Origin of the sequence: Qipengyuania xiapuensis (genome assembly GCF_019711395.1) — a bacterium.
Lineage (GTDB): Bacteria > Pseudomonadota > Alphaproteobacteria > Sphingomonadales > Sphingomonadaceae > Qipengyuania > Qipengyuania xiapuensis.
The window spans coordinates 771,166-794,055 of the sequence record NZ_JAIGNL010000002.1; the positions used below are offsets into that span (position 1 = coordinate 771,166).

Below are 22,890 nucleotides of genomic sequence, written 5' to 3' on the forward strand. Positions count from 1 at the left end.
AGGTCGACCCGAGCCGCTTTTTCCGGACCCCGCGAGGGGCTCGACCGTTGGTCAGGTGAACAATTCGATTCGAAAGAGGAGACTGATATGAAGCTGCCGCACAAGGCCCATGTCGCAATCGTCGATGGTGAGAACTTCACCGTGATGCAGAACCACGGACAGCCGTTCGAGCCACGCCTCGAAGGCGCCAGCAAACCCGACCTCTCGGTGTCAAACTTCAGCGCCGGCGTTCGCCACCAGGACGAGATCGGGCAGCGGCACGGCCGGACCGACCTCGGCGAACTGGCCCATGGCGCTGCAGCGGCCGAATGGCTGAATGCCAAGGCCATCTCGGGAGAGCTGACCGATGTGCTGGTGATCGCCGATCCCAAGACGCTCGGCGAGATGCGCAGGCACTACCATTCCGAACTGGAAAAACGCATCGTTGGCGAGATCGACAAGACCGTCACAGGGGCGACGACAGAAAAGATCGAACAGGTCATCGCCTCGGCCTGACCGGCCTTGTGAAATTTCATTACTCTGGAAACATGAAACGCCCGTGCGACACATTCCGTCGCATGGGCCTTGCGCATGATTCTGCATTGCCGTTAAGCTTCGCATAACCATGAAATTGGTAATGTAGGGTCATGTCGATGAAGTCATTCGGAACCTTGCTGGCCGCCGGCGCACTCGCGCTCGGTCTACCCGCTGTCGCGCAGGCGCAGACTGCCGAGAACAGCTACCAATCCCAGTTCGACAACCTGCTGGGTACGGAAGTTCGGGCTCCGCAGGATTTCAACGCGGTCTATGACAACCCGCTCGAAGAACAGATCGCCCGCCTTGCCGATGGTTCGCGCGGCCGGATCGGCGTCTACGCACTCGACCTGTCGAGCGGACAGGAAATCGATGTCCTTGCCGACCAGCGCTTCCCCATGGCCAGCACCAGCAAGGTCGCGATTGCGGCAGTTTACCTCGCGGGCGTGGATGCCGGAAAGTGGTCGCTCACCAGCGAATGGCGCCTGCCGCGCCGCGGCGGAGCCTATCTCACCGCTCGCGAACACATCGACCTGATGATCAGCAAGAGCTGCAACGCCTGCACCGATGCGATCCTCAACGCGGTCGGCGGCCCGAGCGTCGTCAACAAGTGGATGCGCGATGCGGGGATCGAGGGCTTCACGCTTACGCGCGATATCGCGACCCTGATCCGCGAGGACGGCCGGATTGACCCCGCCTCCAGCGTCGACACACGGGACAGCGCAACGCCCCGCGCGATGGGCCAGCTGCTTGCCGGCCTGTACCAGGGCAAATGGCTCAGCACTTCTTCGCGCGCCGTACTCATGGACGCCATGCGCGCTACCACCACCGGCAAGAAGCGCATGCGTTCGGCGCTGCCCGTCAGCGCGGGTCTCGCTCACAAGACCGGCACGCTCAGCCGGACCGCCAGCGACATCGGCATTTTCCATACGCCGGATGGCCGCGCCATCGCTGTAGCGATTTACGTCACGGGCCAGAGCCCTTCGATGGCCGTCGAAAACGGCAACCGCGGACGCAAGCTCGAAGCGCGCCAGATGCGCGATGCGCGCATTTCGACAATTACCGAAGCGCTGTACCGCGGCTTCACCAGGCCGGGCGACGATCGCCGGGTCTGGGCCGACGCCGATTACGGCGGTTAATCACGGAAATCATTCTCGCCCGACAGGGCAAAGGAAAAGGGCGGCGCCTTGCGGCACCGCCCTTTCCTTTTTCGAAACGGTAATCCGTCGCGAAGCTAGCTGAATTAGTCAGCCTGTGCTTCTGCTTCGGTTTCGCCTTCGACTTCAGCTTCGACTTCAGCAGCAGCTTCGTCAGCTTCAGCAGCAGCTTCTTCAGCGCCAGCTTCCATAGCTTCCATGTTTGCTTCAGCGTCTGCTTCAGCCGATTCCATGGTTTCTTCAGCTGCGTCTTCGGTAGCTTCCGAGCAAGCAGCGAGCGAGAGAGCAGCGGCCGAAGCGGCGGCGACGAGAGCGATCTTACGCATAAGATTAAATCCTTAAACAGCGAGTTCTGATTGCGAAGGGAAAGAGACCCCTACCCCTCGCGCAAGGTCCGACAAATCGGGCCTTACAGTGTCTAAATAGTGGCGGGATTGTGGCGTAGCAAGCGGATTCGCCACATTTGGCCATGATCTGGCCTCAGTTTGCCGCAATTCCGCCATTTTTCGGCCCACATTTTTCATGGTCTTAGCGCTCCCCAAGGCAGCGACTCGCTGCTAACGCCTGCCATGATGGCCGATAAGAAGCACCTCTACCTCGTCGACGGGTCCGCCTATATTTTCAGGGCGTACCACCGCCTGCCGCCGCTGACGAACCCCGAAGGCACGCCGGTCGGTGCGGTCTACGGCTACACCACCATGCTGTGGAAGCTGGCGGAGGATCTCGACAAGGCCGACGGCCCGACGCACCTTGCCGTGGTGCTCGACAAGTCGAGCAAGTCCTTCCGCAACGAGATCTACGACCAGTATAAGGCGAACCGCCCCGATCCGCCCGAGGACCTGGTCCCGCAGTTCCCGCTCATCCGCGACGCGACGCGCGCCTTCAGCCTGCCGCTGGTCGAAGAGCCCGATGTCGAGGCGGACGACATGATTGCCTCCTATGCCCGCGCAGCGCAGGCGGAAGGCTGGGACGTCACCATCGTCTCCTCCGACAAGGACCTGATGCAGCTGGTCGGCGAAGAGAACGGCGCGCGGATCGACATGCTCGACACGATGAAGAGCGCGCGCATCTATATCGAGGAAGTCGAGGAGAAATTCGGCGTGCCGCCCGAGAAGGTTGGCGACGTGCTCGCGCTGATGGGCGATTCGGTCGACAACATCCCGGGCATTTTCGGCGTCGGCCCGAAGACCGCGAGCAAGCTGATCGCCGAGCACGGCGACCTCACTTCCGCGCTCGACGCGGCTGCGGACATGAAGAAGTCGAAGCTCAAGGAGCGCCTGCTGGAGCACCGCGCGGATGCCGAGCTCAGCCGCGTGCTCGTCACGCTCAAGGAGGACTGCGGCCTTCCGATCGAGCTTGAGGACATGAAGCTTGACGGCGTTCCGCCCGATCCGCTGCGCGCATTCCTGGAGGCCCATGGCTTCACCAGCCTGATGCGCCGGCTCGACAGCGGGAACGGCAGCCCGGGTCGCCCGACGGACCTCAACCCGGCCAAGCAGGAAACTGCGGGCGCTCCGGCCAGCAGCGAAGGCAATTCGCAGCCCCTTCCGGAGATGCCCGCGATCGACCGCAGCACCTACGAATGCGTGCAGTCGATGGACCGACTTGAAGAGTGGATCGAACGGGCGCACACCACACGGCTGGTCGCCGTCGATACCGAGACCGACAGTCTCGATTCGATCAAGGCCCGCCTCGTCGGCGTCAGCCTCGCGCTCGGCCCGAACGATGCCTGCTACATCCCGCTGGGCCACGGCGGCAGCGACATGTTCGCCGAGAAGCCCGAGCAGGTGGACAAGGCCGAAGCGCTGGCCGCGCTCAAGCCGCTGCTCGAGGACGATGCCGTTCTCAAGGTCTTCCAGAACGGCAAGTACGATCTCAACGTGCTTGCGCGCGAAGGCATCATGGTCGCACCGATCGACGACACCATGATCATCAGTTTCGCCCTCGATGCGGGGCGCGGCGAAGCCGGTATCGGCGGCGGGCACGGGATGGACGAGCTTGCCCAGCGCCACCTCGGCCACACCTGCCTGAGCTACAAGGAAGTCTGCGGCACCGGGAAGAAGGCGATTCCCTTCGGCGAAGTGCCGCTCGACAAGGCCACCGAATATGCCGCCGAGGATGCCGACGTCACCTGGCGCCTGCATGCCCACCTGAAACCACGGCTTGCGACCGAGGGCGGCACGAAGATCTACGAGCGGGTCGACCGCCCGCTCGTTCCTGTCGTTGCCGGCATGGAGCGGCACGGCATCAAGGTCGACCGCACGCGGCTGGCCAAGCTGTCCGAGGAATTCGCCACCGAGACCTCGCGCCTCGAAGGTGAGATCCACGAGATCGCCGGACAGGAATTCACTGTCGGCAGCCCCAAGCAGCTCGGCGAAATCCTGTTCGACAAGCTGGGATACAAGGGCGGCAAGAAGGGCAAAAGCGGCCAGTACTCGACCGACCAGTCGGTGCTCGAGCGCCTGTCGGGTGACGGTGCGGAAATTGCCGACAAGGTCCTCGAATGGCGCCAACTCGCCAAGCTCAAGTCGACCTATACCGATGCGCTGCAGGAAGCGATCAATCCCGAAACGAAGCGTGTGCACACGAGCTACAGCCTCGTCGGTGCGCAGACCGGGCGGCTCTCGTCGACCGATCCGAACCTGCAGAACATCCCGATCCGCACCGAGATCGGTCGCCAGATCCGCGAGGCGTTCGTGGCCGAGGACGGCAATGTCCTGCTCGCCGCCGACTATTCGCAGATCGAGCTGCGGCTGGCCGCACACATGGCCGATGTCGCTCCGCTCAAGGAGGCCTTCGAACACGGCGAGGACATCCACGCGCGCACCGCGACCGAGATGTTCGGCGAGGTCACGCGCGACACCCGCGCCCGCGCAAAAACGATCAACTTCGCCATCCTCTACGGCATTTCGCGCTGGGGTCTGGCCGGCAGGCTCGGTGTCGAGGCGGACGAAGCGCAGGAGATGATCGACACTTATTTCAAGCGCTTCCCGGGCATCCAGAAATACATCCTCCACACGCTCGAAAGCGTGCGCGAACGCGGTTATTCGGAGACGCTCTTCGGCCGCAAGACCTGGTTTCCCCGCATCAATTCGAAGAACCAGGCCGAACGGCAAGGCAGCGAGCGCGCGGCCATCAACGCACCGATCCAGGGAACCAGCGCCGACATCATCAAGCGCGCCATGGTCCGCATGAACCCGGCACTCGACGAGGCTGGCCTCGGCCATGTACGCATGCTCCTCCAGGTGCATGACGAGCTCGTCTTCGAGCTACCCGAAGGCGATGTCGAGAAGGCTTCCAAGGTGATCGAAGACGTCATGTCCGGCGCCGCCGAACCAGCCGTAAAGCTCTCCGTGCCCCTCGGCGTGGAGATCGGCACGGGCAAGAGCTGGGGAGCCGCGCACTAGCATGATGACCCAGCGGTTCAGGATGCCGATGCGTTGGCCCAATGCCGTGCTGCTGCTCTTGATCGGCGGCGCGATGCTCGGCCTCATCTACCTCGTCTATCAGACGGTGGAGGCCGAGAGGGCGGAACGCGATCAGAGCCAGCTGACCTCGGACATCATCGAGGAGTTGCAGCGCGTTCACACGGCCGCGCTCAACGGCGAGACGGGGCAGCGTGGGTACCTGATCACGCTCGATCGGCGTTACCTGCGTCCCTACCAGGAGGGCAGCGAGCAGATCGAACCGGCACTGCGCCGCATGCGCGATCTCTTGGGCGACAATGCCACGACGAGGCAGCAGGAGCTGCTCGACGAGATCGATGCGCTCTCGCGTGCGAAGTTCGCCGAGCTTGAGACTTCGGTCTTGCTGCTCGAGGACGGACGCCTCCTGGACGCGCGCCGGCAGGTTCTGACCGACGAGGGTCAGGAGACGATGGAGCGGCTGCTCCGGGCACTCGGCGAAATGGAGGAGATCGAGCGCGATATCCTTGCCGAACAGGCACGCGACACGGCGCGCATCGAAGGACGCGTCTTCCCGCTTCTCGCAGGACTGATCTTCCTCCTGCTGCTGGCCATCTTCCTCGGCTCGCGGCTCGTCTCGCGCGCTGCCCGTGCCGAAGCGGAAGCAGCACAGGCTGCAGCAATCGGCGAAGCCCGTGACCGGGCCGACCTGCTCGCCCGCGAGCTCAATCACAGGGTCAAGAACCTATTCGCCGTGGTGCTTGCGATCGTCCAGATGAGCGCACGCGACAAGCCGGAGGCTAAGCCGGTCACCGATGCGATCGCCCAGCGCATCCGCGCATTGCTCACTGCGCACGAGGTCAGCCAGGGCGAACTCGACCGCGAGCTCGCATCGCTCGAAGCGCTGGTCGAGACCTCGCTCGCGCCGTACCGTTCGTCCAAGCATGTCGCGACGATCTCCGGGCCCGAGGTGCTGCTTCCGGCCAAGCGCATCACCCCGCTCGGCCTTGTTCTGCACGAGCTGACGACCAATGCGGTCAAGTACGGCGCATGGTCGGCGAATGGCGAGATCGACGTGAGCTGGACGCGCGACGACGGACTGGTGACACTGGTCTGGAAGGAAACCGGCGTGAAGCTGGACGGGGAACCCGACCGCAAGGGCTTCGGCAGCCTGCTGATGGAAAGCGCCGCGCGCCAGTTCGGCGGCAGCGTGAAGCGCGAATTCTCCGCGGACGGACTTATCGTCACGATCACGGCTCCGGATAGCGATATGCCAAGCCTTGCCACCGGCGAGCCGCGCACATAACCATTGGCGCGCATGCTGGACCGCTACGACCCGCGCAACTGGCCGATTTCCTATGAAGGCCTGATCCACACGCTGATCGTGCTCGGCGGGGCACTGGTCGTCGCCTTCCTCGTCCACTGGATCGTCTTTGCAATCCTGCTGCGGCTCACACGGCAGTCGAGCAGCCCGATCGACGATGTCATCGTGGTCAAGATCCGGCGCCCCATGCGCTGGCTCATGTTCGGCTTTGCCATATCGATTGCAGCGGAAAACGACGCGCTCGTCGGGAATGGCTGGGACCATTTTGCCGGATTCCTCACACCGGCACTGATCGGCTGGGTCGCCTTCGCTTTCGTGAAAGGGGTCGCCGCAGGTTACGAGCGCCAGATCGAGCTCGAAGGGCGCGAGGTCGAAACGCGGGGCTATCGCACGCGTATCGCGATCCTTTCGCGCACGGCGCGGGTCGCGATCATCGTCATCACAGTCTCGCTGATCATGTTCAACATTCCGGGCGTGCGCGATATCGGCACGACCATGCTGGCCTCTGCAGGTCTCGCGGCGCTCGCTGTAGGCGCTGCCGCCCAGCCTGCCTTGAAATCGCTGATCGCCGGCCTCCAGATGGCGTTGACCCAGCCGCTTCGTATCGGCGATCTGGTCAAGGTCGACGGACAGGCGGGCCGCGTCGAGGAAGTGCGAATGAGCTTCGTGACCGTGCGCACCTGGGACGAGCGCGTCCTCGTGGTGCCGACCAGCCGCTTCCTCGATCAGAGCTTCGAGAACTGGTCGCGCGTCAGCGAAAAATTGACCGGCCCGGTCATGCTGCACCTCGACCCGGTCGCCCAAATCGAGCCGATCCGCGAAGAGTTCGAACGCTTCGTGAAGGCGCACGAACTGTGGGACGGGCGCAATCTCGCGCTCCTCATGACCGAGGCCTATCCCGAAAGCATCGAGTTGCGCCTGTCGATGAGCGCAGAAACGATCGGCGATTTGTGGACGCTGCGCTGCGAAGTGCGCGAGCACATGCTCGCATGGCTCAGGGAGCACCAGCCCGACGCGCTGATCCGCCACCGTCTCGAAGTAGAGGCGGCGAACCAGCGCGCCATGGGCAGCTAGCCCTTTTCGTTCGAGTGCTTGCTGTCGCGGGTGCTCTCCAGCATGCCCTCGTGAATGAAGCCGATCGGCTGGACCTCGGCCGCACGCTTCTTCAGCTCGCCTCGCATCTTGCGATATTCGGCTTCCATCCGCGTGGTGACAGTGGCGCGGCTGTCCTTGAGCGCTTCGGTAAAGTCCGCCGCGGTAACTTCCTGCACGTCCCCGCCTGCGCGCTGCAAGGCGTTCAGACCCGCACGACGGACCACGTCCTCCAAATCGGCGCCGGTGAAGCGCTCGGTTTTCTCGGCGACAGCGCCGAGATCGACGTCGTCCGCGAGCGGCATGTTTGCCGTATGAATACCGAGGATCTGCTTGCGCCCCGGCTTGTCGGGCGTGCCGACATATACCAGCTCGTCGAAGCGACCCGGCCTCAATAGCGCGGGATCGACCAGCGTAGGGCGGTTCGTGGCACCGATGACCACCACCGACTGCAACTCCTCGAGCCCGTCCATCTCGGCAAGGATGGTGTTGACCACGCGCCCTGTCACTTGCGGTTCGCCCTGCCCGCTACCACGGGCAGGTACGAGGCTGTCGATCTCGTCGATGAAGATGACGCAGGGCGCCACGGCGCGGGCGCGCTTGAACATGCGGGCAATCTGCTGCTCGCTCTCACCGTACCATTTCGACAGGAGGTCGCTCGATTTCATCGAGATGAAGTTGGCCTTGGCTTCCTTGGCCACGGCTTTGGCGAGCAGCGTCTTGCCGGTGCCCGGCGGGCCATAGAGCAGGAAGCCCTTGGCCGGCCTGATCCCGAGCCTGTGGAATGCATCGGGGTTCTTCATCGGCAGCTCGATGCCTTCCTTCAGCTTCTCGATCGCATCGCCGACACCGCCGATATCGGACCAGCCGACATTGGGCATCTGCACCATGACTTCGCGCATGGCCGAAGGCTGGATACGCTTGAGTGCCGAAAGGAAGTCTTCGCGCGTCACGCAAAGTTCGTCGAGCACTTCGGGCGGAATGGTCCGCTCGTCGAGATCGATCTTGGGCATGATGCGGCGCACCGCGTCGATGGCGGCTTCGCGCGACAGCGCGGCGATATCCGCGCCGACGAAACCGTAGGTGGCCTTCGCCAGTTCGGCGAGGTCGACCTTGTCACCCAGCGGCATGCCGCGGGTATGGATGCCGAGGATTTCGCGGCGGCCTTTCTCGTCGGGGACGCCGATCACGATCTCGCGGTCGAAGCGGCCCGGACGGCGCAGTGCTTCATCGATCGCATCGGGCCGGTTGGTGGCCGCGATCACGACAAGGTTCGAACGCGCCTCCAGTCCGTCCATCAGCGTCAACAGCTGGGCGACGAGCCGCTTTTCGGCTTCACCCGGAACCCGGTCGCGCTTGGGTGCAATCGAGTCGATCTCGTCGATGAAGATGATAGCGGGCGAAGACTTGCCCGCCTCCTCGAAGACTTCGCGCAGGCGCTTCTCGCTTTCGCCATATCCCGAGCCCATGATTTCCGGCCCGTTGATGGTGAAGAAATTCGCATCGCTTTCGTTCGCGACGGCCTGTGCGAGGCGCGTCTTGCCGGTGCCCGGCGGGCCGTGAAGCAGCACGCCCTTAGGCGGGTCCACACCGAGACGGGTGAAGAGCTCGGGATAGCGGAGCGGCAGTTCGACCATCTCGCGCAGTGCCTGGATGGTGTCGTCGATACCGCCGACATCATCGTAGTTGACGACAGCGCGCGCATCGCGCGGCGCTTCGAATTCGGCGCGCAATTCGACTTCGGTGTCCTCGTCGATATGGACGATGCCCTTGGGCGTGGTCGAGACGACCGAAAGCCGGATCTGGGTGAGTGCATAGGCGGGCGCGTTGAACATCCGGCGCACTTCGGGCGGCATGTTCTGCACCGGCTGCTGCCCCGTCGTCGCGACGAGGTCGCCTGCGGTCAGCGGCTTGCGGAAGAAATTGCGCTTCAGCGCCTGGGCCGGCCCCTGCAATCGCATCTCGCGCTGCGCCGGAGCGAAGATCACGCGGGTCGCCGGTCGCGATTCGACTGCGACCACCTGGACATGCTCTCCCGAACCGACTTCGGCATTGCCGCGCTGGAGACCGTCGAGGCGAATGACGTCGAGTGACTGGTCCTCGTCATAGGCCGGCATGGCTATGGCGACCGTGGCGCGCTTGCCGGTAATCTCGACAGTGTCGCCCTCGGTTATACCGAGCGCCTGGAATGCGGAACGCGGCATGCGGGCGATGCCCTGCCCGCTCTCTTCCTGCCTCGCTGCTGCGACCTGCAGCCGAACCGTTTTTTCATCTGCCGCCGTCGCAGTGTCAGCATCGGCCATATGGGGTAAGCTCCCTCGCTTGCGTCATTCTCTTACGCTCCCAATTGGGTGCGCCTGCAGAAACTACAATGAGGAAGGTCGCCCAGAGGTCCGGCAATCACGGGCTCCGGGCAAGAAAAAAGCCCGGCGGGAGAACCCACCGGGCTTGGAAAGTCTTGGGAGAGGATGCCTGAAAGGCAGGCTTTGATATGCTCCCGAGACCCTTTTTGTGCAAGTGCGAAAAGAACAAGGTTTGTTGAATTAGGCGCAACTCAAATCGGGCAACTCCATGTTTTTCATAGGCTCGAGGTTTTCGCTTACCTCGCAGGTGCAGCACAGGATTGCGCTTTCCGCGGCTCCAGAGATGTTCCGAGTGTCGCCACATAGCCGGTCTGGTCACCTGTCAGCGGATTGGTGCAGGGAAGTTTTTCGATCGTCAGGATGAAAGGTTCTTCCCCCGGCACGGCGCCTTCGAGCCCGCGGAAAATCCAGGTCGTTTCGTCGCCCCCTCGCATCACGTCCACCACGCGGTAGCGCGGGCCGCCATAGGGCTGGCTGATCGACATCTCTTCGCCGCGGTTCTCGAACTGTATGAACGGCTCGCTGAAATTCACCTTGAAGTCACCTGATCGCGGGGAGCCGGCGAGGTGGCCGAGACGCTCGTTCTCGCGCTCCATGACCTTTGGCTGGGGCAGCGGCGGTTCCGCATCCGGGGTCGGCTCCGGCTCACAGGCGGCGAGAAAGGGCACGAGGGCTGTCAGGGCTACAAGGCGTATCATCAGCTCTCCTTTATCCGGGGGTGACACAGTCGCGGGTGGGCGCTAGCAGCCTCGCTTGTAACGGAGGACCGATGAACAAGCTCTTTCCAGATGCCGCTTCCGCCCTTGAGGGGCTATTGCACGACGACATGCTGATAGCCAGCGGGGGCTTCGGCCTCTGCGGCATCCCCGAGCGACTGCTCGAGGCGATCCGCGAGAGCGGGGTGAAGGGCCTGACCTTCGCCAGCAACAATGCCGGGATCGATAACGAGGGCATCGGCATGCTGCTGCGCACGCAGCAGGTGAAGAAGATGATCTCCAGCTATGTCGGTGAAAACAAGGAGTTCGAGCGGCAATTCCTGTCCGGCGAGCTCGAAGTGGAGTTCTGCCCGCAGGGTACGCTTGCCGAGCGCATGCGCGCAGGCGGTGCCGGCATTCCCGGCTTCTACACCAAGACCGGCGTCGGAACGCAGGTCGCCGAGGGCAAGGAAGTGAAGACCTTCGACGGCGAGGATTACATCCTCGAGCGCGGTATCTTCGCCGATCTCGCCATCGTGAAGGCGTGGAAAGCGGACGAGACGGGCAACCTCGTGTTCCGCAAGACCGCACGCAATTTCAACCAGCCGGCAGCAACCTGCGGCAAGGTCTGCATCGTCGAGGTCGAGGAAATCGTCCCGACCGGCAGCCTCGATCCGGACTGCATCCACCTGCCGGGCGTCTACGTCCAGCGCATGATCGTGGGCGCGCCCTACGACAAGAAGATCGAATTCGTGACGACACGCGAACGGGAGACCGCGTAATGCGCGCTGCCCTCGTTTCGATTGCCGCGCTCTCGCTGGCCGCGTGCCAGACCGTCCCCGATGCCGCCGCCCCTGCGACGGGTCTCGATGCAGCCGCGCCATCCTCGATGCAGTGGCTCTACGGTTCGGGCGAAGCGGCAGGCGCCTCGATCCAGGCGTGGCGCGCCATTGCCGACTATGCGATCGCCCGCAGCCGCGAACGCCGCGTTCCGCAGTCGGTGTCGATGGGCATCGGCGGCGCGGTCGCAGAGCCGCAGAGCTGTGCACGCGGCGACAGCTGGAAGCCGCTCGCGGTAGTTTTCGACGTCGACGAGACGGTCATCCTCAACCAGGGTTACGAATACTGGGCCACCACCACCGGCGCCAGCTTCTCCAAGGAAACCTGGGAGAAGTGGGAAAAGACCGGCGCAAGCTACGTCCGCCCGGTCCCCGGCGCAGTGACCGGCATCCGCCGCCTCCGCGAAGCCGGTATCACTCCCGTGTTCAACACCAATCGCGAATTCAGCCCCGAAGGCGCTGCGCGGGCGATTGCAGCAGCCGGTCTCGGCGAGGCGATCCACCGCGACACGCTGTTCCTGCGCGGCGATGACGGCGTGAACAGCGGCGACAAGGACGGCCGCCGCGCGCTTATCGCAGAACGCTACTGCGTGATAGCGCTTGCGGGAGACAATCTCGGCGACTTCGCCGATGTCTTCAACGACGACAGCCGCACACCGCCCGAGCGACGCGAGCTGGCGGCACGCGGCGATCTTGCCCAGCTGTGGGGCAACGGCTGGTTCGTCCTGCCCAACCCCGTTTACGGCTACTCGCTCAAGGGCACGATGGGCGAAGTCTTCCCCGAAGGCACCCGCTGGAGCCCCGAGACCGCGCCTGCAGATGCGCCCGCAATCATGAACGAAGGCAACTGACATGACCGATACGCAAGCCCGCACCGGCTGGGACCGCAACCAGATGGCTGCCCGCGCGGCGCAGGAGCTCGAGGATGGCTATTACGTCAATCTCGGCATCGGCATCCCGACACTGGTCGCCAACCACATTCCCGAAGGCATGCATGTCACGCTGCAGAGCGAGAACGGCATGCTCGGCATCGGCCCCTTCCCCTATGAAGGCGAGGAAGACGCCGACCTGATCAACGCCGGCAAGCAGACGATCAGCGAACTGCCGCACTCGGCCTATTTCGACAGTTCGCAGAGCTTCGCGATGATCCGCGGCGGTCACATCGACCTCACGGTGCTCGGCGCCATGGAAGTGGCCGAGAACGGCGACATCGCCAACTGGATGATCCCGGGCAAGATGATCAAGGGCATGGGCGGCGCGATGGATCTCGTCGCCGGCGTGAAGAAGATCATCGTGGTCATGGATCACACCAGCAAGGCTGGCGATCCCAAGTTCATTCCCGAATGCACGCTTCCGCTGACGGGGCAGAACGTGGTCGACATGATCATCACGAATCTCGCCGTTTTCCATCGGCCGGATCACGACAGCCCCTTCAAGCTGATCGAACTTGCACCGGGCGTGAGCGCCGAGGAAGTCGCAGCCAAGACAACGGCGAATTACGTCACCTGACTTGCGCATAGGCGACAAAGCCATAGTCTGCTCTCCCGAGGGAGAGAGTAGATGGCGATGAATCGCGTATGCGAAATGACCGGGGCGGAATTCCCGCTCTTTGCTTTCAGCCATTGCCGCGATGTCGTGGCGGCGGTGAGCAAGGCGGGCGGTTTCGGCGTGCTTGGCGCGACGCGCTTCAGCCCCGACCAACTCGAGGAAGAGCTCGCCTGGATCGACGCCCATGTCGACGGCGCACCATACGGGGTCGATGTCCTCGTTCCCGAAGTCATCGATCCCCGCGTCCGCGAATTGGGCGACAACAAGAGCCGCGCCGCGGCGATCGATCCGTCCTACCAGGGCTTCGTCAACGAGGTGCTCGGTCACTACGGCATTGCGCCCGAGGCCGAGATGCCGATCCTGCGCGAGCGAATGGGCATTACGCCCGAAAACGGTCTTGCGCTCATGGAAGTGGCCTTTCGCCATCCGATCAGGCTGATCGCCAATGCCCTGGGCATCGCGCCTCCTGCGATGATCGAAGAAGGCAAGAAGCGCGGCGTACCGGTGGCGGCCCTAGTCGGCGCGAAAGAACACGCGATCAGGCAGGCGGAGGCAGACGTCGATATCATCGTGGCGCAAGGCACCGAGGCTGGAGGTCATTGCGGCGAGGTCTCGACGCTCGTGCTGATCCCGGAAGTGGTCCGCGAACTGAAGCGCGCGGGTCACGACATTCCCGTGCTCGCAGCAGGCGGCATCATGACCGGGGGACAGATGGCGGGGATGATGGCGGCAGGCGCGCAGGGCGCCTGGACCGGCTCGGTCTGGCTCGCCACGCCGGAATCGGAAACGAGCGAGGCATTCCGCGACAAGATGGTCGCAGCGCGTAGCCGTGACACGGTTCGCTCGCGCAGTCGCACGGGCAAGCCTGCCCGCCAGCTGAAGACTCCCTGGCACGATGCATGGGATGCGCCCGACGGCCCTGGCACCCTGCCGATGCCGCTCATGGGCATGGTGTCCGAACCGGCTTTCGCGCGCATCGAGCGGGAAGCTGCGGCCGGCAACGAGGGCGCGCGGAAACTCGTTACCTATTTCGTCGGACAGGGGGTGGGTCTCGTCGAGCAGGTGCGGTCCAGCAAACAGGTCGTGCAGGATTTTCGCGAGGAGTTCCTGGAGGCCATCGGAGGTCTCGCCGCCAGCGTCGGCATGGAGTGACTTGACCGCAAGCCCGGCCGCAAGCACTGCGACTTCCCATGTGGCTCGATAAACCGCGCAACCAGAACGCACCGCTCGCCGGATTGAAAGTGCTCGAACTCGCCCGGGTCCTTGCCGGGCCTTGGGCAGGCCAGATCCTCTCCGATCTCGGCGCCGACGTGATCAAGGTCGAGAGCCCCGAGGGCGACAATACGCGCATCTGGGGCCCGCCCTGGGTCGAACATGCGGGCGAGAAGACCAGCGCCTACTACCACGCTTGCAATCGCGGGAAGCGCGCCATCGTGGCCGATTTTCGCGACGAGGCCGACCTCGCCCGCGTGGCGGAGCTTGCGGCCGGCGCGGACGTTGTGCTGGAGAATTTCAAGCCCGGCGGTCTCGCCAAGTTCGGGCTCGATTACGAGACGCTCTCAAGGGCCAATCCGGCGCTAGTCTATTGCTCGATCACCGGCTTCGGGCAGGACGGCCCGCGACGCGACGAGCCCGGATATGATTTCGTCGTCCAGGCAATGAGCGGCTTCATGGCCCTTACCGGAGAGCCGGACGGCGAACCGATGAAGATGGGTGTCTCGATCAGCGACCTGTCCTGCGGGCTTTGGGCGGCCAATGCGGTCCAGTCGGCGCTGCTCATGCGGCATCGCACGGGCAAGGGACAATGGATCGACATGAGCCTGCTCGACTGCTCGGTCGGCCTGCTTGCCAATCAGGCGATGAGCTACCTCGCTACAGGCGAGAACCCGCCTCGCATGGGCAATGCGCATGCGCAGGTGAGCGCCTATGGCGTGTTTCCGACCAAGGACGGCAAGGTCGTGCTCGCCCCTGCCAATGATGCACTTTTCCGCAAGCTGCTGACCGTACTCAAGCGCACGGACCTGCTGGAAGACGAGCGCTATTCGACCAATGCAAACCGCGTCGCGAACCGCGAAGAGGTCGATGCGCTGATCGCCGAAGCCACCGCGCAGTGGACACGGGACGACCTTCTCTCCGCTTGCGCGCAACGCGGCATCCCCGCAGGACCGATCAATGACATCGACGAAGTCTTCGCCGATCCGCAGATCGAGGCGCGCGGAATGAAGGTCATGCCCGAAGGCATGCCGGGCGTGCGGAGCCCGTTCGTGTTTTCGGATGCCGAGCTGGCGCTCGAGGCCGCATCACCCACTAAGGGGCAACACGACCCCAAGTAGGATCAGGCCAGCGCCGCCTTGAGATCGTCGACCAGGTCGGTGCGCTCCCAGGGGAAGAAATCGCCTTCGGCGGTGCGACCGAAGTGGCCGTATGCCGCGCTCTTGCGATAGATCGGCTTGTTGAGGCCGAGATGCGTGCGGATACCGCGCGGGGTCAGGCCGCCGAGCTTGTCGATGCCAGCAATCGCTTTCTCCAGAGCCTCGTCGGTCACGCCTTCGGCACAGGTGCCGTGCGTGTCGACATAAAGCGAGAGCGGCTTGGAGACACCGATCGCATAGGAGAGCTGGATCGTGCAGCGCTTGGCGAGGCCGGCAGCGACAATGTTCTTCGCGAGATAGCGCGTGATGTAGGCGGCCGAACGGTCGACCTTCGTCGGGTCCTTGCCGCTGAATGCGCCGCCGCCATGCGGTGCCGCACCGCCGTAGGTGTCGACGATGATCTTGCGGCCGGTGAGACCTGCGTCACCATCGGGGCCGCCGATTTCGAAGGCACCGGTCGGGTTGATGTGCCACTCGGTCTCCTCCGACACCCAGCCTTCGGGCAGGATCTCGGTGACGACCTTCCTCACATAGGACTTGAGCTCGGCTTCCTTTTCGCCCTCGTGGTAACCCTTGCCGTGCTGGGTCGAGACGACGATTGCGGTGCAGGCGACCGGCTTGCCGTTTTCGTAGCGCAGCGAGAGCTGGCTCTTGGCATCGGGCTCGAGGAAAGGTGCGGCGCCGCTCTTGCGGTCTTCGGCAAGGCGCTCGAGGATCTTGTGGCTGTAGTCGAGCGTGGCCGGCATGAGGTCTGGGGTTTCGTCGCAGGCGAAGCCGAACATGATGCCCTGGTCGCCGGCGCCCTCGTCCTTGTTGCCGCTGGCGTCGACGCCCTGCGCGATTTCCGAGGACTGGCCGTGGAGGTGGTTCTCGAAGGTCAGCGTGTTCCAGTGGAACCCGTCCTGCTCATAGCCGATTTCGCGAACGGTGCGGCGAACCGCCTGCTCGATCTCGTCTTTCGCGCCCGGTGCCCAACCGCCGTTGTCGGCCCAGTCGGGATTGTTCTTGTCGTACATCGGGGCGCAGCGGATCTCGCCCGAGAGGATGACGCGCTGCGTGGTCGTCATGGTTTCGCAGGCGACGCGCGATTCCGGGTCTTTCGCGAGCATCAGGTCGACGATGGCGTCCGAAATCTGGTCAGAGACCTTGTCGGGATGTCCTTCGGAAACACTCTCGGACGTAAACAGGTAATTGGTGCGCATGGAGACCCCGATAAAAGATATAAAGATAACTTTAAGTGTGGTCCGGTTGGTAGCGGGCGGAAAGCCGACTTGCAACCAGCGAAACGGCTAAAAGTACTATACCCCAAAATAGTGTGAGCCAGTGCCCGAAGCGGGCAAAAAGGGTGGGGTCCGCAGGCGGAGGGACCAGCGTGTCGATCTTCGCGGCCTCGCCCCTGCCGATCGCGTGACGCACGATGCCGCGCGCATCGATGATGGCGCTGATGCCGGTCGTGGTGGCACGAAGGACGGGTAGCCCCTCCTCTATTGCACGCATGCGCGCCTGCGCCAGGTGCTGCGGCGGCCCCCATGCGCCGAACCAGCCGTCGTTGGACGGATTGAAGATATAGTCCGGGCGGTGCCCGGGCTCGGCTACTTCGCCGGAAAAGACGATCTCGTAGCAGATCTGCATGCCCGCCTTGCCCCAGTTGCCGAAATCGAAGGTCTGCGGTCCGGGCCCGGGAATGAAGTCGATAGAGCCGGCCACAAGTCGCCTGAGGCCGAGCGGCTCGAGCCAGCTGCGCAGCGGCAGGTATTCGCCATAAGGCACCAGATGTGCCTTGGCGTAGCGTTGGCCGAGATTGCCCTCCGCATCGATCGGGGTAATCGCGTTGTAGGCCCCGGTTGCGCGCTCGCGGCCGTCCACTTCACCGATTTCGAGATCGACTGCTCCGGTCAGCAGCAGGCTGCCCTCGCCGATCGTCTGCCCGATACGATAGCGGGCGAATGCCGGGTCACCGCCGGCGGTCATCTGGACATAGTAGCGCTGCGGATATCCTTCGCGCAGGTAGTCGGGAACGCCGCTCTCGGGCCACAGGACCAGTCGTCGGCTGACAGGATTTCCCGGCCTGCTGAGCGCTGCGATGCGCTGGAACTGCTCTTCGAACTTGCTCGGGTCGTCGAGTTCCTCCTGCCGCAGGTTTGGCTGCACCAATGTGACCGGAAGGAAGCCCTCCTCTTCGGCAGGGGCCGGCCAGAACATGCCTGCGGAAAACACCACTACGATTGCGGCAAGGGCAATCCACCTGCGGCTGGCGAGCGACCATGCCAGCAGGCCCGAAATCGCGACCGCGATGCCGGATAGTGCGTAAGTGCCAGTTGCGGGGAGCAGTCCCGCCAGGCCTGCTCGCTCCCAGTTTCCAAGGAATGCCATCGAAAACGGTCCCCAGGCATAGCCGGTGAAGACCCAGCTACGCAGCCATTCGGTGGCAATCCAGGTGGCCCCGAAGGCAAGCGCAAATACGGGCAGCTTCTGCTTTCTCGCGATCAGCCAGCCCGCAAGTGCCGCCAATCCCGGATAGACCGCGAGGTATAGGGAAAGCAGCGGGACCGCCGCCCAGCCTAGCGCAGCAGGCAACTCGGCCTGGTAGGTGAAGGCCGTCGCGATCCAGTTGTTGGTCAGCGTGAAATGCGCGACGCCGAACACCCAGCCCACGAAGAACGCGCTTCTTGCGCTCTCCTGCCGGTGAACGAGCCATACAAGCGCCCCCATCGCGGCGAGCGCAAACGGCCAGATATGCAGGGGCTGGAAGCCGGTTGCCGAAACCAGCCCGAGCAAGAGCGCGCTCCACCTTGGGCGGCGCGCCATGAAGTCGGTGATACGATCCATCGCCCCGCCTGTTACGTCAGGCGGCGGCGTTGGCAAGAAAAAGTGAGAAGGGCGAGCGCGATCAGCCGACCGCGCTCACGTCCTCGTCTTCTGCAGGCTTGCGGCTGCGACGGCGCGGCGCCGGCTTGTCGTCGTCGGTGCCGATGGCCGGCGGAAGGGCCGATGCATCGATCTCGCCTTCATTGCCGGGCACGCCTTCTTCGCCCTTCTTGGCCTTGCGAGGGGCGCGGCGCTTCTTAGGAGCCTCGTCCTCGTCGTCCTTGCGGGTGAAGGGATTGTCGGCAGGCTCGAATTCGTCGCCGTCATCGTCGTTCGAGCTGCGGCGGGGCTTGCGACCGCGGCCGTCCTGCTGGCCCTGGTCGTCGTCACGGCGACCGCGAGCCTTGCGGCCTTTGCGGCGATCGTCACCGTCGTCGTCGGAATCGTCATCGTCCGACTGGTTCTGGCCGCGATCGTCGTTGCGCTTGGCCTTGGCCTCTTCCTGGCGGGCCTTGTTGTCGGCGATCACGCGGAAATAGTGGTCGGCGAACTGGAGATAGTACTCGGCCTGGACGCGGTCGCCATTGTGCTGGGCGTCCTGTGCAAGCTTCTTGTACTTGTCGAGCAGCTGGGGCGCGTTGCCCCGTGCCCGGCTGTCGATCCGGTTGGCCGAATTGCCGCCGCCCTGGTTGCGGTTGTTATTACGACCGCGGCGACGGTTGTTGCGATTGCTGTTCAAGGAATACTCGTCCTTTTAATGGCGCGGCGCGAACCCTCGGTTCGCCTGTTATCCGCCTTGCCCATCGAACACGCTGCGCCCTCTCGCAGCATGCGCGCCCCTGTTTGTGCATGGTATACGAGCCGCTTGGCCCGCACCGGAACTGCAATGTCGGAGCTTAGAACCGGCGGGTCGGACACGTCCGCGCACCACTGGCCTGTGGCCAGAGGTAAAGCCTCGAATCGGCTTTGCCAACCCCTTTATGTCAAAATCAGGGCGCGTGGACGGTTTGCAAGGTCGCGCCTGAGCGCAACTTCGAAGCCCGCCGCACGCGCAATTTCACTCACAGCGCCGGATTGTTCGTGTCCGATTTCGAGAATCGCTACGCCCCGGTCAGTCATTAAATTCCGCAATTGCGGAATGATGATGCGATAGTCGTCGAGACCCTCGGGACCTGCGAAAAGCGCCGAGTGCGGTTCGAAATCGCGCACATCCTTGTCCAGCTGCGCCGCTTCCTCGACATAGGGCGGGTTGCACAGGATCAGGTCGAAGCGGCCGAGGTCGTCTGCCCATCCCTCTTCGCGCCAGTCGAGGAGGTGGAATCGCACTCGATCCTCGATACCCAGCCGGTCGGCATTGTCGTGGGCGACCGCAAGGGCGGCAGGCGACCGGTCGGTGCCGACACCCTCCGCCTGCGTCTCCGCAACCACGCTGAGGAGCAAGGCGCCGCTTCCGGTACCGAGATCGAGAACGCGCTCCGCGTCACGCTTCAGCTCGAGCGCGGCCTCGACCAGCACCTCGCTGTCGCCGCGCGGGATCAGGGTATCGGGCGTAACAAGGAACTCGCGGCCGTAGAACTCCTGGTGGCCGAGAATATGGGCGACAGGCTCGCATCTGGCGCGCCTGTCCACCAGCGCCTCGAACTCCGCCGGGGCCTCGTCCCGCATCGCGCGCAGCAGCATGTCGGAACGCGCAATTCCGAGGACATGCGCCATGATCAGTTCGGCATCGAGCCGCGCGGTTTCGCTGGTTTCGAAGAGCCGGTCCGATGCCGCGCGGATGGCATCGGCGACCGTCGGGCGGGCTGCGTCAGTCATTGAGCGCGGCAAGCCGCTTGGCCTCGTCCTCGGCGATCAGCGCGTCCACCATCTCGCCAAGCCCCGGCCCTGCGATGATTTCGGGCAGCTTATGCAGCGTCAGGCCGATCCGGTGGTCGGTCACGCGGCCTTGCGGGAAGTTGTAGGTGCGGATGCGCTCGGACCGGTCGCCGCTGCCGACCATCGCCTTGCGCGCTTCGGCCTCGGCACCCTGCGCCTCGTCTCGCATCTTTTCGTAGAGACGCGCGCGGAGCACCTGCATCGCCTTCACGCGGTTCTTCTGCTGGCTGCGCTCGTCCTGGCAGGTCACCACGAGACCCGACGGCTCGTGCGTGATGCGCACGGCGCTGTCGGTCGTGTTCACGTGCTGGCCGCCCGCGCCACTGGCGCGATAGGTGTCGATCTTGAGGTCGCCCGGCGCAATGTCGATATCGACCTCGTCGGGCTGCGGCAGCACCGCCACGGTCGCCGCCGAGGTATGGATACGCCCGCCGCTCTCCGTTTCGGGCACGCGCTGGACGCGGTGGACGCCGCTTTCGAACTTGAGTTTGGCGAATACGCCCGTGCCGGTGACGTTGGCGACGATTTCCTTGAAGCCACCGACCTCGCTCGCATTCATGCTGACCGGCTCGACCTTCCAGCCCTGCTCGGCCGCGAAACGCTCGTACATGCGGTAGAGATCGCCAGCGAAGAGCGCCGCCTCGTCACCGCCCGTCCCTGCTCGGATTTCGAGCATGGCGGGCTTGTTGTCGGCGCTGTCGCGCGGGAGCATCGCAATGGCGAGCGCGCGCTCGGCTTCGGGAAGGCGCTCGCGCAGCGCGGCCAGCTCTTCTTCGGCCATGGCCTTCATCTCGGGATCGGCGAGCATTTCCTCGAGGCTCGCGATCTCCTCGCGCGTCGCCTTCACCTCGGCAGCGACCTTCGCAACGGGTTCGAGCTCGGCATAATCGCGGCTCGCCTTGACGAACTCGTCACCTTCGAGCGTGCCCGACGCCATGCGCGCTTCGAGTTCGGCAAAGCGATTGGCAATCTGGTCGAGGCGTTCGGCAGGAACCTGCATGGTCAGTCGAGCAGCTTCTCGAGCGATCCGGTCGCATGTTCGTCCGCCTTGATGCGCACATGCTCCGCGCCGTCACGGATAGCGAAGGCGACGATCTTCTCGGCGCCCGCCTTCACTGCCTTGTCGAAGCGTTTGCGGGGACTGCCCGACGCCATCAGCTCGGCCGAGTGACCGGCAGCCCTGATCTTTCCTATGGCCGCAATTGCGCGGTCGATGAGTTCATCGTTTTCGACCACGACAATCACGTCGGCAAGCGGCTCGCCCTTGTCACCGACCAGCATCGCAAGACGTTCGATCCCTGCAGCCCAGCCCACGGCAGGCGTGGGCGCTCCGCCGAGACTTTCCATCAGCCCGTCGTAGCGGCCACCACCGAGGATCGTGCTCTGGCTCCCGAGCCTGCCAGCCGCTTCGCTGCCTTCGTCGGGAATGAATTCGAAGGCGGTGTGACGGTAATAGTCGAGGCCGCGCACGAGGCTTTCCGCACGCGTCCATTTCACGCCTGCCGCATCGAGACCGCTGGTAACCGCGTCGAAGAACGCACGCGCATCGTCTGAGAGGAACTGGTCGATCTTCGGGGCGTCGGCGACGAAGCGCTGGTCGCGCCGGTCCTTCGAATCGAGGATGCGCAGCGGGTTCTTTTCCAGCCGCTCCTGCGAATCCTCCGACAATTCATCCTTCACCGCGCGGAAGTGCTCGACCAGCGCAGCACGCCAGGCTTCGCGGCTGTCGCCGTCGCCCAGAGTGTTGAGGTGCAGCGTCACGCCCTCGATGCCGAGTTCCTTCAGGAGCTGATCGGCCATGGCGAGCAGTTCGACATCGGCCTGCGGCTCTGCCGCACCGATGATTTCCGCGTCGATCTGGTGGAACTGGCGATAGCGACCCTTCTGCGGACGCTCGTAACGGAACAGCGGTCCGTGCGTCGCGACCTTGAGGGGCGCGTGCTGCTGCCAGCCATTCGAAAGATAGGCCCGCGCGATGCCCGCAGTGAATTCCGGGCGCAGCGTCAGCGATTCGCCGCCGCGATCGTCGAACGAATACATTTCCTTCGAAACGATATCGGTCGTTTCGCCAATCGAACGGGCGAACACTTCGGTTTTCTCGAAGACCGGCATTTCGACCCGGCGGAAGCGGTAGAGCTTGCGCACGCGTTCGAAGGTGTCGACGACGAAGGCGAATGCCTCGGCGTCGGGTCCGAAAATGTCCTGCGTTCCACGGATTGCTTGCGGTGTCTTTGGCATGGGAGGCGCGATTACGACCATCGTCCCCCTTCCGCAATGCCTCTCAAGGCGCTAGGGCGCGCGGCGAAGTCTTTCTGGGGAGAGGGGCCGACATAATAAACACGCAAGCTAGAGAGCCTAAATGCGCATCGACAAGATCCCCGTGGGCGATAATCCGCCCGAAAGCCTGAACGTCATCATCGAAGTCCCCACCGGTGGCGAACCGGTGAAATACGAGTTCGACAAGGAAAGCGGCGCGCTGTTCGTCGACCGCATCCTGCACACCCCGATGCGCTATCCGGCAAACTACGGCTTCATCCCGCACACGCTTTCGGACGATGGCGACCCGCTCGACGCGCTGGTCATCTCGCGTTCGCCCTTCATCCCGGGCTGCGTGGTGCGTGCCCGTCCGATCGGCGTGCTCAACCTCGAAGACGAGCATGGCGGCGACGAGAAGCTGATCTGCGTGCCGGTCGACACGACGTTCCCCTACTACTCCGACGTCGGCCAGACGAAGGACCTTCCCTCGATCATCTTCCAGCAGATCGAGCACTTCTTCACCCACTACAAGGACCTCGAGGCCGAGAAGTGGGTGCGCATCGGCAATTGGGGCGATGCCGAGGATGCCAAGCGCATCGTGCTCGAATGTATCGAGCGCTACGAGAACACCAAGAACTGATCAC

The 22,890-nt window shown here is 63.9% G+C and carries 20 protein-coding genes; 11 read left to right on the forward strand and 9 right to left on the reverse strand.

What is annotated here, in order from left to right; all coding sequences use genetic code 11:
• The first annotated feature begins 87 nt into the window (after positions 1-87).
• Both K3163_RS12935 and K3163_RS12940 read left to right on the forward strand, forming a co-directional pair.
• Positions 88-495 (forward strand): host attachment protein, encoded by a 408-nt coding sequence (locus K3163_RS12935; protein ID WP_221427510.1) that lies wholly within the window; start codon positions 88-90, stop codon positions 493-495.
• 137 nt (positions 496-632) lie between these two features.
• Positions 633-1,652 carry a serine hydrolase gene (locus tag K3163_RS12940; RefSeq protein WP_244921825.1) on the forward strand — a complete coding sequence of 340 codons (1,020 nt, stop codon included), beginning with the start codon at positions 633-635 and terminating at the stop codon, positions 1,650-1,652.
• 104 nt (positions 1,653-1,756) lie between these two features.
• Here the strand turns inward: K3163_RS12940 and K3163_RS12945 are convergent, their stop codons facing one another.
• Positions 1,757-1,996, reverse strand: a complete 240-nt coding sequence (locus K3163_RS12945; protein WP_221427508.1) for a hypothetical protein — start codon at positions 1,994-1,996, stop codon at positions 1,757-1,759.
• 246 nt (positions 1,997-2,242) lie between these two features.
• Here K3163_RS12945 and polA point away from each other — a divergent pair, with 246 nt between their 5' ends.
• From polA to K3163_RS12960, 3 genes are read left to right on the forward strand one after another with little or no spacing between them, the layout of a single operon-like run.
• On the forward strand, positions 2,243-5,077 hold the full coding sequence (gene polA, locus K3163_RS12950; RefSeq protein WP_221554603.1) for a DNA polymerase I: 2,835 nt from the start codon (positions 2,243-2,245) through the stop codon (positions 5,075-5,077).
• Between the two features lies 1 nt (position 5,078).
• Positions 5,079-6,380: a sensor histidine kinase gene (locus K3163_RS12955; protein ID WP_221554493.1), complete on the forward strand. Its 1,302-nt coding sequence runs from the start codon at positions 5,079-5,081 to the stop codon at positions 6,378-6,380.
• Positions 6,381-6,392: 12 nt separating this feature from the next.
• Entirely contained in the window at positions 6,393-7,472 is a 1,080-nt protein-coding gene (locus K3163_RS12960) for a mechanosensitive ion channel family protein (RefSeq protein ID WP_221554494.1), read from the forward strand.
• On the opposite strand, the gene K3163_RS12965 is transcribed toward K3163_RS12960, so the two are convergent.
• Both K3163_RS12965 and K3163_RS12970 read right to left on the reverse strand, forming a co-directional pair.
• Complete coding sequence (locus tag K3163_RS12965; protein WP_221554495.1) at positions 7,469-9,793, reverse strand: CDC48 family AAA ATPase; 2,325 nt, start codon at positions 9,791-9,793, stop codon at positions 7,469-7,471. The two genes, K3163_RS12960 and K3163_RS12965, sit on opposite strands and share 4 nt — an antisense overlap.
• A gap of 296 nt (positions 9,794-10,089) precedes the next feature.
• Positions 10,090-10,551 carry a hypothetical protein gene (locus K3163_RS12970; RefSeq protein WP_221427503.1) on the reverse strand — a complete coding sequence of 154 codons (462 nt, stop codon included), beginning with the start codon at positions 10,549-10,551 and terminating at the stop codon, positions 10,090-10,092.
• A 71-nt stretch (positions 10,552-10,622) separates the two neighbouring features.
• Here K3163_RS12970 and K3163_RS12975 point away from each other — a divergent pair, with 71 nt between their 5' ends.
• The 5 genes from K3163_RS12975 to K3163_RS12995 are packed head-to-tail and all read left to right on the forward strand — an operon-like array spanning position 10,623 to position 15,268.
• The gene (locus tag K3163_RS12975) at positions 10,623-11,330 is read left to right on the forward strand and encodes a CoA transferase subunit A (RefSeq protein WP_221427502.1); all 708 of its coding nucleotides are present in this window, start codon (positions 10,623-10,625) and stop codon (positions 11,328-11,330) included.
• A complete protein-coding gene (locus K3163_RS12980) occupies positions 11,330-12,238 on the forward strand; it encodes a 5'-nucleotidase, lipoprotein e(P4) family (RefSeq protein WP_221554496.1) in 909 nt (302 codons plus the stop codon). Before K3163_RS12975 ends, K3163_RS12980 begins: the two co-directional genes overlap by 1 nt.
• A gap of 1 nt (position 12,239) precedes the next feature.
• Positions 12,240-12,896 (forward strand): CoA transferase subunit B, encoded by a 657-nt coding sequence (locus K3163_RS12985; protein ID WP_221427500.1) that lies wholly within the window; start codon positions 12,240-12,242, stop codon positions 12,894-12,896.
• A 51-nt stretch (positions 12,897-12,947) separates the two neighbouring features.
• A complete protein-coding gene (locus K3163_RS12990; protein ID WP_247712676.1) occupies positions 12,948-14,087 on the forward strand; it encodes an NAD(P)H-dependent flavin oxidoreductase in 1,140 nt (379 codons plus the stop codon).
• A 38-nt stretch (positions 14,088-14,125) separates the two neighbouring features.
• On the forward strand, positions 14,126-15,268 hold the full coding sequence (locus K3163_RS12995; RefSeq protein WP_221554497.1) for a CaiB/BaiF CoA transferase family protein: 1,143 nt from the start codon (positions 14,126-14,128) through the stop codon (positions 15,266-15,268).
• Between the two features lie 2 nt (positions 15,269-15,270).
• Here the strand turns inward: K3163_RS12995 and metK are convergent, their stop codons facing one another.
• The 6 genes from metK to hisS all read right to left on the reverse strand — a co-directional run bounded on the left by metK (position 15,271) and on the right by hisS (position 22,228).
• Positions 15,271-16,509 carry a methionine adenosyltransferase gene (gene metK / locus K3163_RS13000; RefSeq protein ID WP_221554498.1) on the reverse strand — a complete coding sequence of 413 codons (1,239 nt, stop codon included), beginning with the start codon at positions 16,507-16,509 and terminating at the stop codon, positions 15,271-15,273.
• A gap of 31 nt (positions 16,510-16,540) precedes the next feature.
• Positions 16,541-18,136, reverse strand: coding sequence for an apolipoprotein N-acyltransferase (gene lnt, locus K3163_RS13005; protein WP_221554499.1), 1,596 nt, complete (start codon positions 18,134-18,136; stop codon positions 16,541-16,543).
• Positions 18,137-18,197: 61 nt separating this feature from the next.
• Complete coding sequence (locus tag K3163_RS13010; RefSeq protein WP_221554500.1) at positions 18,198-18,854, reverse strand: DUF4167 domain-containing protein; 657 nt, start codon at positions 18,852-18,854, stop codon at positions 18,198-18,200.
• Positions 18,855-19,093: 239 nt separating this feature from the next.
• A complete protein-coding gene (gene prmC / locus K3163_RS13015) occupies positions 19,094-19,930 on the reverse strand; it encodes a peptide chain release factor N(5)-glutamine methyltransferase (RefSeq protein WP_221554501.1) in 837 nt (278 codons plus the stop codon).
• Complete coding sequence (prfA, locus tag K3163_RS13020; RefSeq protein ID WP_221554502.1) at positions 19,923-20,990, reverse strand: peptide chain release factor 1; 1,068 nt, start codon at positions 20,988-20,990, stop codon at positions 19,923-19,925. Before prfA ends, prmC begins: the two co-directional genes overlap by 8 nt.
• 2 nt (positions 20,991-20,992) lie before the next feature.
• Positions 20,993-22,228 carry a histidine--tRNA ligase gene (gene hisS / locus K3163_RS13025; protein WP_221427493.1) on the reverse strand — a complete coding sequence of 412 codons (1,236 nt, stop codon included), beginning with the start codon at positions 22,226-22,228 and terminating at the stop codon, positions 20,993-20,995.
• 121 nt (positions 22,229-22,349) lie between these two features.
• Here hisS and ppa point away from each other — a divergent pair, with 121 nt between their 5' ends.
• Complete coding sequence (gene ppa, locus K3163_RS13030; protein WP_221427492.1) at positions 22,350-22,886, forward strand: inorganic diphosphatase; 537 nt, start codon at positions 22,350-22,352, stop codon at positions 22,884-22,886.
• Positions 22,887-22,890: the final 4 nt, after the last annotated feature.